Source organism: Dokdonia sp. R86516 (genome assembly GCF_044596715.1).
In the GTDB taxonomy this organism is placed as follows: Bacteria; Bacteroidota; Bacteroidia; order Flavobacteriales; family Flavobacteriaceae; genus Dokdonia.
Genome location: NZ_CP138998.1, coordinates 1,686,484 through 1,698,384, shown reverse-complemented (window position 1 = coordinate 1,698,384; position 11,901 = coordinate 1,686,484). Strand labels below are relative to the sequence as shown.

Annotated in this window: 9 protein-coding genes and 2 tRNA genes; all 11 read right to left on the bottom strand. The window is 38.0% G+C overall.

The genetic code is table 11. From position 1 onward, the window contains the following. Positions 1-28: 28 nt before the first annotated feature. Entirely contained in the window at positions 29-3,709 is a 3,681-nt protein-coding gene (locus SJY23_RS07750; RefSeq protein ID WP_396595907.1) for an ABC transporter permease/M1 family aminopeptidase, read from the bottom strand. A 1-nt stretch (position 3,710) separates the two neighbouring features. Next, positions 3,711-4,601 carry an ABC transporter ATP-binding protein gene (locus SJY23_RS07745; protein WP_396595906.1) on the bottom strand — a complete coding sequence of 297 codons (891 nt, stop codon included), beginning with the start codon at positions 4,599-4,601 and terminating at the stop codon, positions 3,711-3,713. A gap of 259 nt (positions 4,602-4,860) precedes the next feature. After that, on the bottom strand, positions 4,861-5,397 hold the full coding sequence (locus SJY23_RS07740) for a hypothetical protein (protein WP_035334500.1): 537 nt from the start codon (positions 5,395-5,397) through the stop codon (positions 4,861-4,863). 130 nt (positions 5,398-5,527) lie between these two features. Continuing rightward, positions 5,528-5,602 (bottom strand) — tRNA-Val (locus SJY23_RS07735). A gap of 35 nt (positions 5,603-5,637) precedes the next feature. Beyond that, positions 5,638-5,712 (bottom strand) — tRNA-Val (locus SJY23_RS07730). A gap of 109 nt (positions 5,713-5,821) precedes the next feature. After that, positions 5,822-7,039, bottom strand: a complete 1,218-nt coding sequence (locus tag SJY23_RS07725) for a bifunctional folylpolyglutamate synthase/dihydrofolate synthase (protein ID WP_396598111.1) — start codon at positions 7,037-7,039, stop codon at positions 5,822-5,824. A 105-nt stretch (positions 7,040-7,144) separates the two neighbouring features. Next, positions 7,145-7,978, bottom strand: a complete 834-nt coding sequence (locus SJY23_RS07720) for an energy transducer TonB (RefSeq protein WP_396595905.1) — start codon at positions 7,976-7,978, stop codon at positions 7,145-7,147. Between the two features lie 65 nt (positions 7,979-8,043). After that, the gene (locus SJY23_RS07715) at positions 8,044-8,436 is read right to left on the bottom strand and encodes a biopolymer transporter ExbD (RefSeq protein ID WP_035334503.1); all 393 of its coding nucleotides are present in this window, start codon (positions 8,434-8,436) and stop codon (positions 8,044-8,046) included. Position 8,437: 1 nt separating this feature from the next. Beyond that, positions 8,438-9,142 (bottom strand): MotA/TolQ/ExbB proton channel family protein, encoded by a 705-nt coding sequence (locus tag SJY23_RS07710; protein WP_035334504.1) that lies wholly within the window; start codon positions 9,140-9,142, stop codon positions 8,438-8,440. Positions 9,143-9,201: 59 nt separating this feature from the next. Beyond that, on the bottom strand, positions 9,202-10,605 hold the full coding sequence (gene nhaD, locus SJY23_RS07705) for a sodium:proton antiporter NhaD (RefSeq protein ID WP_035334505.1): 1,404 nt from the start codon (positions 10,603-10,605) through the stop codon (positions 9,202-9,204). Between the two features lie 24 nt (positions 10,606-10,629). Then, positions 10,630-11,862, bottom strand: coding sequence for a Glu/Leu/Phe/Val dehydrogenase dimerization domain-containing protein (locus tag SJY23_RS07700; RefSeq protein WP_396595904.1), 1,233 nt, complete (start codon positions 11,860-11,862; stop codon positions 10,630-10,632). Positions 11,863-11,901 lie beyond the last annotated feature (39 nt).

Sequence of the window (11,901 nt, the reverse complement as noted above, 5' to 3'; positions counted from 1 at the left end):
GGTTTTTACTTTTAAAAATCATCACAAGTTATTCTTCCTTGTCGCTTCCGTTTTCTTTTACTTTCTTACGGTTATCACTACCACGACGGTCTATCAATTTATTAAAAGGATCTATTCCAGCTTCTACTGGTTTCTCATCAACTATCACATCAAAACCATTGTTAATGTCGCTCACTTTCACTTTCTTTAGATACAGTACATTCTCAGCTCCTGTTTCCTCATCCTCTTCGCCAAAAACCCCTAACTCAATATAATCTGCTAGTGGTAAGGATGCAATGGCATCCTCCTCACCTTCTGGAGTAAATGAAAGACTATCGCCCGCGATGGATTTATATTCTTTTTTTCCTTTCTTTTTTGAACGGTACTTACTTATAATCGCATCTATATGTACAGCATAGCTGCCATCCGGTAATTCTGTGTAAGTAGCATCTTCTACTTTGTTATCATAAAGCGTGATGGTCTCAAACATATCTGTAACTAGATATTTAAGTGAGTCTGGTGTCACCGCTTTTATATCTGCCACAAACTCTGTAGCTACTGGATAAGGGCGTCCTTTAAATTGATACTTTTGGGCAAAGCGTTTTGCTACACCGTTAAAGACATCTTCTCCTAAGTAATCACTCATAGCATATAAAACTAATGACCCCTTTTGGTAATGAATATACTGTTGGTTTTCATTATACATTAACGGCTGCTCCTTAATCTGCTCACTAGTTCTACCTGTCAAGTATCCATCCATCGCGTCTTTTAAGAAACGACGCATCTGGTTTTTACCATAAGTTTTCTCAAGCACCTTGAGCGAGCTGTACTCAGACATACTTTCAGAAAGTAGTGTTGCTCCTTTAGCCTGCGCTCCTATCACCTGGTGTGCCCACCACTGGTGTGCTAGCTCATGAGCCGTTATTGCCAGCGGATAATCTACCGCATCTTGATCCTCATCATCTACATCTGCTACAAAACCTACTCCTTCACTAAAAGGGATTGTATTTGCAAAGGCCTGTGCAAAGCTTCCATAATCTTTAGGAAACTCTATGATACGCACTTGCTTATGCTGGTAAGGTGTATAATTCTCATTATAATAAGCGAGGCCCTTTTTCATACCATCCATCATACGATCAAGGTTATAAGTATGACCAGGATTGTAATAAATCTCAAGATTAATTCCTTGATATTCTTCTCGCATCACTTCATATTCTGCGCTTAAGAAAGAATAGAAGTTGAGCATTTTTGAATCCATTTTATAATGAAAATACTTTCTTCCATCCTCTTCCCACTCCTTAATGAGATAACCAGGCGCAATTGCTATCTGCTCTGGAGAAGTACTCAATGTAGCCTCAAAGTCTATCCAGTCGCTATAACCTCCTATATAACTACGATCTCTTGCTCCAGGAGCATCTGGATTTGGTAAGCGATCCTTAGGTGCTAGCTCATACTTTTCACGTAGTTGTGTGTTTCTCAATTCAAAGTTATCATTGTAACCTATAGAAGGAAACATACCATAATTTACAAAGGTTCCATTAGTAGAAATAGGCGACTTATCATCTAGAAATTTATTCTCCTCATTATGCATGGTAAACTTAAACACTAAAGTATCTCCAGGCTGCATAGGCTTGCTAAAAGCATACATTTTATAGTTATAATCTTCGTTATCATAAACCACTTCTGCATCTCTGTCTAGTGTGATTTCTGTAGGGTAATCTGTGAGATTCACATGTAATGTATCTATAGCAACACTATCCTTATTAACCATGGTAAAGGTTGCTCCTGCTTTAAAGTCTCTAGTTTTTGGATATATATCCATAAACGTATTTACAGCTACGAGTCTAGGTTGTGGTATTCCCGCATACTTTCCTAAATCTCTTTCGGCTTGCACGCGTAGTTCTTCACGTTCTTTTCCTGTGAGCAATTCATTCTCCACGTTATTTACATACCAAGAGTAGCTACCTATACTTAAAAATATCACTAGAGAAACAATTGCCGTGGCTATGATGGGTGTAGATAATCTCGCTTTCGCGAAAGCAAGACGACCCTTTACATTTGTCCCCACACCACGTCTGTAGAATAAAATGGCTGCCATTAAAAGAATAACTCCAAATGAGATCCAATAGACCCTAAACGTATAGAAACGAGGTAATACAGAACCGTATCCATCAAAATCTGAAGGACTAGGTGTACCACCCGAATTAAAATCATAAATAGCCTGCTCTACTCCGATAGCACGCTGCAATAACGGAATCGCGACAGCAAGCACTAATAAAGTTACAAGGCCAAGCCATTTATTTTTAATCAATGTATGCACAAGAAGCGCCATCAAAATCCACGGAATATACTTCCAGATATTGATTAAAAAAGCTTGGAATACATAAAGGTCTATCTGGTAATCATAAAAACCTTTGGCCGTTTGAAATGCTAGGCCACAAAGAATAAGTACTACTTGCAGAAAGCCTGTCATAAGTAATAGCGATATTCCTTTTGATACTAGAAACACCCAGTCCTTTGTAGGCGTTACATCGACTATCTGGTTAAGATGAGCCGCCCTAGAGCGATCCATTAAAAAACCGGCATATAAGTGAATAAGTAAAAATGAAAATAATATCACATATGCAGACGGCTCTGCAAGCATAGTCCACGTTTTAGGCAAAATAGCCGTGTTAAAAATGAGCTGAGAAAAACTCATCATTACAATGGTAAGTACAATGGCTAAGAAAGTTATAATTATGAATGGCCAGCCCGTAATGATATATTTAGTGTCACTTTTAACCAATAACCACAATGTTTTTAACTGCCCAACGAGAGAGAAATCTGTAGATACTGCTGGCATTTCAATGTTTCTTACCTCACTAAAGTTTTTCTTAGTTGCTCTTACCGTCTTTTTCTTAAAAAGACGAAGGGTCATTGCATGTTGAGAAAAATTAAAGCGTGCTATAATTCCAAATAAGATTGCAAATGAAATCGCTGCCCATAATAAACGGTTGTACAGTAATGCCCCCACCATAGGTATAGAACGCGTATTTTGTTCAACAGGAGTCCAGTACTCTGTTGCATCTGCTAGTGGCAGTACTGCTAGAGGATCCAGCAACAAGTACCAGAATTTATTATCTGCACTGTCTGACATACTAGTAACTATGAGTTCTAAAATAATCATAGTTAGTATCGCCATAAAACCAATGTTTATGTTACGTGTAAACACCACAATAGCAAAAACTATAGCACTATAAAAAAGTACGTTAGGAAAAATGATGAACGCAAATGGCTGCACGTAATTCCACAGTCCAAATGGCCCCAAAAGTTCTTCGTTTGCTCCTGGCAGTATAGAGCCAATAAGAAGTCCCAATAGAGTAGCAATAGTAATAAGTAAATTAATCGTTATAGCCGCCGAAAACTTAGCTAGCAAGTATTGCACCTTTGTAAGCGGATAAGAGTACAAAACATTATGCATGTTATTTTTAAAATCTCTATTTATGGTGCCTCCAGTAATGGACGGGATTAACAAATAAGCTAGTAAAGACAGTTCGGACATCATCACCGTAATTGACAATGGACTAGTTAAATATGTGTTACTAGTAACAGTGGCATTATCACTACCAAATACACCCAGCTCAGATGCCATTAGAATTGCACCTAGCAAAAACATAATTGCTGCAAAAATGTAAAAAAGTGGTTTCTTAAACCACGTTCTTATTTCGTGTAGATATATTATATTAAACATATTACTGTACGTTTTCAGGTTGGTTCTGATTTAACGTAGTAAAGTATACGTCCTCTAGGGTTGCAACCGCAGGCTCAAAACCTTCTCCTGGTGTGGTTGTGCTATACACTCTCACATCTAGATCATTGTCGTCATTAAAGCTTGAGGAAATCACATTATATTGCTTTTGTAGCTCATCTATTTTATCTCTAGAAACACTTATCTTCCAGATATGCCCAGATAGACTTTGCACAAGCTCTTTTGGTGTGCTCTGAGATAAGATTCTTCCTCCATTGAGAATTGCCATATCAGTACATAGTTCCTTAACGTCATCTACAATATGCGTAGAGAAAATAACAATGTGATTAGTCCCTATCTCACGTAATACATTTAAAAATCGATGTCTCTCTGCAGGATCTAGTCCAGCAGTAGGCTCATCTACAATAATAAGTTTGGGATTATTAAGTAGGAGTTGTGCGATACCAAAACGTTGCTTCATTCCTCCAGAGTAGCCTGCAACGTGCTTATCGCGCACATCACTAAGGTTTGTAACCTCAAGTGCTTTATCTACAATTGCGTTGCGCTCTGCTTTATTTGTAATCCCCTTCAAACTTGCAAAATAATGTAAGAGGTCGCTTGCGCTCATTTTTGGGTACACCCCAAATTCTTGTGGTAAATAGCCCAAGGTTTTTCTAAACTCAATTTTATTGTTAAGAATATCAAGTCCATTAAACTCTATGCTTCCTGTATCTGGTTCTTGAAGCGTGGCTATGGTTCTCATAAGAGATGATTTTCCTGCACCGTTAGGCCCTAAAAGTCCAAACATTCCTGCCTTAATATCTATAGTTACATCATCTAAGGCTTTTACACCATTGCTATATGTTTTTGAAACATTCTTTAAACTGAGAATCATACCTGTTGCTTTTTAGTTGTAGCATAGGTATGACTTATATAGCGTTTGTTACAAGTAATTATATAAATAAAGAAGAAATAGCTAAAGACAGCCTATTTGAGTGCACATTGCTTTGAGAAAAGCTCGCCCTTTAATTTAATTTTATAAAAGAATGCCTTTTGAGACGTTCATCTACATCATTTGCTAAACCAATGTAATTCAAAGAGGATATGAGTTTCATATTGCTCAAAAAGCATTAGCAATAAATAGCATACGAACCTTAGTTGGAAAAACCTTTTATGATAGCCAATCTTGCGCCTAAGTCTAAACATTCTAAAAAAGCTTCTTGTCTTTCAAATAAAAATCCATTTGCATTAAAGACCATTTCATAACTATCAGTTTTTAAACTCATCTCCATTGGATCTATAGAATACTGTTGTTTTGTCAGCCCCAAATAGCGTGATTGTAATACTGAAAAACCAAGCTTTAATAAAATCCACATGGGAGAGAAAGGAATTGGATTAATCTTCTCTTCACCTCGTATTAACTTTATCTCTAAAATATCTGCTTTGACAATTGGCACTAATGACCGTTTTCCTGAAAAATTTGAGTGAAGTAGCAGCCCTTTACCTCTAATTTCTAAATTGCATTTAGAGTTAACTTTCAATTTTTCTGAACTACTCGTTTTATTCTCAAAAGAACTGAGAAACATTCCAACACCACCTACTACCCTGCGGTTCTTCCAATTAAACTTAAGTGCTTTACCTATAAGTTTATCAATCTTCTTGCTATCAATATTCCCGTCAGTTAAAATCATTTTACAATTTCTAAATAATTTTTTTATGATTCGTCGAACCAATATAATATCGATTGAGACTAGAAGAAAATAATATGTAAACGTAGAAATTCATATAACAAAAAAAGGCTCCCATTTCTGGAAGCCTTTGTGGGCGCTAAGGGATTCGAACCCCTGACCCCTTGGGTGTAAACCAAGTGCTCTGAACCAACTGAGCTAAGCGCCCGATTATTTTTTTACAAGTTTATCGTTTCTTGTTTGTGGGCGCTAAGGGATTCGAACCCCTGACCCCTTGGGTGTAAACCAAGTGCTCTGAACCAACTGAGCTAAGCGCCCCGATATTTTATAATCAGGTAACAATAAAAGGAAGAATTAAATCTTTCTCTTATTGCGGGTGCAAATATAGAATTAAACTTTCATACTTTGCAATATTTTTTAATAAAAATCAAATAATTTCTGCTACAACAAAAGTACTGCCGCCTATAAAAATAAGATCACTTGCTCCAGCTGTCTTTTTTGCAGCACTAAAGGCTTCTTTTACACTAGGATACGCCTTTCCATTCAATTTATGAGTCTCTGCAGTTTTTCTTAATAACTGCACCTCCATTCCTCTAGGCACATCTGGTTTACAAAAATAATAAGTAGCATAACTTGGAAATAATGGCAAAATACTTCCTAGATCTTTGTCAGAAACTACACCTAAGACTATATGAAGCTTTTTGTACTTCTCCCTACTTAACTGCTCCATTACATATGTTAGGCCCTCTTTATTATGACCTGTATCGCAGATAACTCTGGGTAATTCTTGTAATACTTGCCATCGACCTAAAAGTCCTGTATTCTTAACTACATTTTTAAGTCCTTTTGCAATGTGCTGTATTCCTACATGGAAGTCTGCACCTTGCAATACTGAAAACGCCACCTGCACAGTCCTAATATTATGTTTCTGGTATGAACCTATCAAATCTGATTGCATAGGCATTAAGTCAAAATCATAAGCTTTATAAAGTGGTGCGTTACGCTTTCGCGAAAGCGTACTAAAAACATCTTCTGTCTCCTCCTGAAACTCCCCTATCACTACGGGAACACCTTCTTTTATAATTCCTGCTTTTTCAGTGGCGATAAGTGGTAATGTGTCGCCCAGGAATTGAGTATGATCAACACCTATATTTGTAATAACAGACAACACAGGTGTTATAATATTTGTCGCATCTAGTCTACCTCCTAAGCCCACTTCAATAATTGCAACATCTACTTTTTTTGTTGCAAAATATGAGAAAGCCATCCCTACTGTCATTTCAAAAAATGACAATTGGTGCTCCTCAAAAAAAGCTTTGTGCTTCTTTATGAACCCCATGACAAATTGCTTGCTTGCCATCTCTCCATTAATCTTGATGCGCTCTCTAAAGTCTTTGAGATGTGGAGATGTATACAGACCTACCGTATATCCAGCTTCTTGCAGTACAGACGCCATCATGTGACTTGTAGAACCTTTACCATTAGTTCCCGCTACATGAACGGCTTTAAACTCAGTGTGTGGATTGCCAAGGTACTCTGATAATAATTTAATATTATCCAAATCTGCCTTATAAGCAGCTGCTCCTTTGCGTTGATACATTGGTAATTGAGCAAATAGCCAATCTAAAGTTTCTTGATAAGTGATAATGGGTCGCTTTTAAGTGTATGTAAAGATAGGTAGATATTACCTAGATAGTCTATATGAAATGCTGAGACACGTATAGATAGCTATAGTTGTTATATGAACCTATTAGTCTGAGAGACTAAAACGATATACAATCTTCCCTATTTGCTTAGAGGGTGCACTAGCATCTGCATTAAACTTTGTTGCTAGCGCTGCGGCTTTTGCAGGCTCAAGAAGACAGCGTGTATTATTAGTAGTCCCACGTACTCCAGGAGTTGCTTTTATCACCTTTCCGTTACGATCTACTTCGATACTTACAACTACAGTCCCTGCTTCATTACATTCTTGCTGGCGCTTAGGCTTCCCAAGTGCTTTACGACCTCCTAGCTGGTAATTACCATCTCCATCAAGGCCTTTTCCAGTTCCGTAGTAACTTGAGGCATTAGGGTCTCCATTAGGATCACCTTTATCTCCCGCTTTGTCATCATCACCTTCACCTGCTTGTGAAGCTCCGTCGCTTTTTGGCCCGTTAATTAATGCATCTAAAGCACTCGTAGTAGATTTATCTGGTTTTGGGTCTGGCTTTGCCTCCTCTACTGGTTTTTCAATAGGCTTTTCTTTTGGCTTTTCAACCTTAGGTGTAGGCTTCACTTTTGGCTTTTCTTCGATAACGGGTGCATCTTCAGTATCCTGCGTTACTACCTCATCTTTCACTTCTGGCTCTTGCACTGTAGGCTTAGGCTGTGGAGCCGTATTCTTTGGTGCAGAGGCCACCGCTTTTGTAGGTTGGACATTACCAGACCCCACCTCAGACGTACCAAAGTTTACAGCGATTCCTCCTTCTTCAGGTGGATCAAGGTATTTCATCCCCACTACAAACATGAGCAATAGTATGATAGCCATCACAATAGTGCTTATGGTAAAAGATTTACGTTTATGTATGGTATCTAAGAATGCCAAGTTTTGGATTGAAAAATTAAAAATTACGCTTTCGCGAAAGCGTATAATGTATAAATGTCAACTAATTAATTAGGACGTACCGCAAGGACAATTTTGTATTTATTGCGGTTTGCAATATCCATTATTTTAACGGCATTCTCGATAGGAACTCCCTCCTCTGCTCTTAAAATAATGGTAGGATCTTCTACTCCTACAAGTTGGCTTGTGATGAACCCTTCAATACTATTCTCAGTTACACGTTCTTTATTTACGTAGTAATCTAGGTCTTTAGTAATACTTACGGAGAGGTTCTGCTTGTTACTGGTTTTCCCTTTTGCTTTAGGCAAAATTAGGTCTAGAGCATCTGGCGTAATGGCTGGTGAGGTTAAGAGAAAGAATACAAGTAGTAGAAAGACAATATCTGTCATACTACTCATACTGAACTCTGGGCTCACTTTATTTCTTCCGCGCAGGTTCATATTAGCTTGGCTCGTTTAGAAGATCTAAGAAATCTACAGCATTTGCTTCCATAGAATGCACTACTTTATCTGTGCGCACTACTAGGTGGTTATAACCCATGTAAGCAATAATACCTACGATAAGACCGGCTACAGTAGTAGTCATTGCCGTATAGATACCTTCGGCTAGTGTTCCCATTTCTGCTTGTCCTGAACTAGTAGCTAGTGTATGAAAAGCAAGTACCATCCCAATTACCGTTCCTAAAAACCCGATCATAGGTGCAGCCCCTGCTATGGTAGCAAGCACACTTACATTGCGTTCTAGCTTGTATACCTCAAGTTTACCTTGGTTCTCTATTGCTGTATTAATATCCTCAAGAGGACTACCTATACGTGAGATTCCCTTTGCAGTAAGTCTTGAAACCGGTGAGTTTGCTTGAGCACAATAAATTTTTGCCCCTTCAATGTTACCGGATTGAACATTATCGCGTATTTGATTCATAAAGTTGCTATCCACCTTGGACGCTGCTTTTATTGCAAATAGACGTTCAAAATAAATATAAATAGCAACAAATAGCAGTACAAAAAGTACTGCTATTATGATGATTCCTGCTGTACCACCTGTGATAAGCAAGTCTATAATTGATAAAGTCTGCTCTACAGGCTCATCTGTTGTAAGAACGTCTGCCGCATCTTGAGCGCCGTCTTGTAATAAGATATTAATCATAAATTAGGTCGTTGTGACTTTAATATGAAACGATGGTTATGGTATTAAATTGTATGAGCTTAAGATCCCATTGTTCCTCCCGTAAGAAGAACAAAAGCAATTGCACCTGCAGCAAATCCAATAAATGCTAACCATGTTATTTTCTTGAGGTACCAGATAAAATCGATACGCTCCATTCCCATTGCTGCAACACCAGCTGCAGATCCTATGATAAGCATACTTCCACCGGTTCCTGCAGAATATGCTATAAAGTGCCATAATAAACTATCTGTAGGCGCTTCGTACATACCCATTGATGCAGCTACTAAAGGAACATTATCAATAATTGCAGATAATATACCAAGAAGTACTACAACAACATCTTGATTAGGTACTGCTCCGTTTAAGATTTCGGCTACGTAACGTAAAGTTCCCACTGGATCTCCAGACTCTGAAACCCCGTATACTAGACTTTCAAGTCCAGCAACAGCCATTAAGATTCCTAAGAAAAATAGGATACTAGAAATCTCAATACGAGATAATGCTTTGTGAGCACTGTATAAATGCTTACGTTCTTTTGTAAAATCTTCTTCTGGGTGAATGTATTCTGATACTAACCACACTACTCCAAGCGCGAGCATCATTCCCATATATGGAGGAAGGTGTGTTATCGTTTTAAAGATAGGCACAGATACAATCATACCTAAACCTAAGAAAAGCATTGTTTTACTACTAAGTAGTCTACCGGCTTCTTCGTCTTCTGTAGTGTCTACAATAATCTCACCTTTGAATGCTGGTAGATAAGAAGCAATTACAAAAGGAAGTACAAAACATATAATTGATGGTACTACTACAAATTTTATAAGTCCCATTGCCGTTACATTATCGGCAATCCAGAGCATTGTAGTTGTAACATCTCCAATAGGTGACCATGCACCACCTGCATTTGCCGCAATAACAACCATAGCTGCAAACCACAAACGCTGATCTCTATTTACAATAAGCTTACGTAGTAAGGTAATAAGTACAATAGTAGCAGTAAGGTTATCAATAATAGCCGAAAGGATGAATGCTAGTATACCTATTATCCATAATAATTTTTTCTTGCTCTTGGTGCGCACAGCACCTTTAAGCACCTCAAAACCACGGTGGAGATCAATAATTTCAACAATAGTCATCGCTCCAATAAGGAAGATAAGTATTTCTGCTGTTTTACCTAGGTGGTGCAACAGTGTGTTATCAAAACCATGCTCTGCTTCGTGCAATGCATCTCCTGTGAGCGCGGTGCCGTTAGGAAAAATACTAAATGCATTTTCATAAGTGTCAATAACGTCAAACCACCCTAAGTGGAAACCTACCGCAAGGAAAGCCCATATAAGTGATGCCATTATTAAAGCAGGTACTGTTTTATCTAGTTTAAGAGGATGTTCAAGGGTAATAGATAGGTACCCTATAATAAAAATGAGAATAATTACTGATTCCATAAGTTGTCTGGTTAATTGTAAGTATTAAAGTAATTCTTTTAGTGCAATCTCAAAAGCAGTTTTACTTATATTTTGCTTGCTGCTATTATTGCTATATGTATTTTCGATAGCGTTTCTGATAGTTTGCGAAGTATCGTTAAAGATTGCATCATCTGTCATTTGTACACGACGCTCCATGAAGTATGCAAATACACGAGCCATACCACAGTTTGATATAAAATCTGGTATTAAACTCACCTTTGCATCTGTATGCTCCATTATAGGGCCAAAGAAAATTTCTTTATCTGCAAATGGAACGTTTGCACCACAAGATATAACCTCTAGCCCAGTTCCAATCATGTTATTAATTTGATCTTCTGTAATAAGTCTAGAAGCCGCACATGGAGCAAAAATCTCTGTCTCAAGATTCCATATTTGCTCATTCATCTCTGCAAATGGAATTAATCCTTCTGCATTTGCATTGAGTGTATTTCCAGTTTTATTAAGGTACATATCACGTATTTCCTCAAAAGAAAAACCGTCTTTATTAATAAAACCCCCTACTATATCAATGATTCCTACCACCTTTGCTCCCATTTGAGCAAGGTAATAAGCTGCTGCTGCTCCTACGTTTCCAAAACCTTGTACAACGGCTCTTTTTCCTTTTACATCACCGCCATAAATATCATAATAATGACGTACGGCTTCTGCAACTCCATACCCAGTAATCATATCTGCAACCGTATACTTACGTGTTACGTCTGGAGAATATACTGGATTTTCAATCACTTTAATCACACCTTGACGCAGTTGCCCGATGCGGTTAATTTTATCTGCCTCTGTAGGTTGGAAGTGACCTGTAAAGACTCCTTCTTGAGGATGCCATACTCCACTTTCTTCGGTAATTGGGATTACTTCATGTATTTCATCTACATTAAGATCACCTCCCGTACCGTAATAACTTTTAAGTAATGGTGACACTGCTTTATACCAGCGCTCTAAAACTCCTTTCTTACGTGGATCTTTTGGGTCAAAATTGATTCCAGATTTTGCTCCACCTATTGCAGGTCCCGAGACGGTAAACTTCACTTCCATTGTTTTGGCAAGTGATAATACTTCATTCATATCCAGACCCGTACGCATACGTGTTCCACCACCTGCAGCACCGCCGCGTAGTGAGTTGATTACAACCCAGCCTTCTGCTTCTGTTTCTGGATCATTCCAATGGAAAACTATTTCTGGTAATTTATCTTCATAACGCTGTAAAAGAGCTCTCATACTTTCTAATTAGGTAAGCCCAAATATACAATTTAGAAA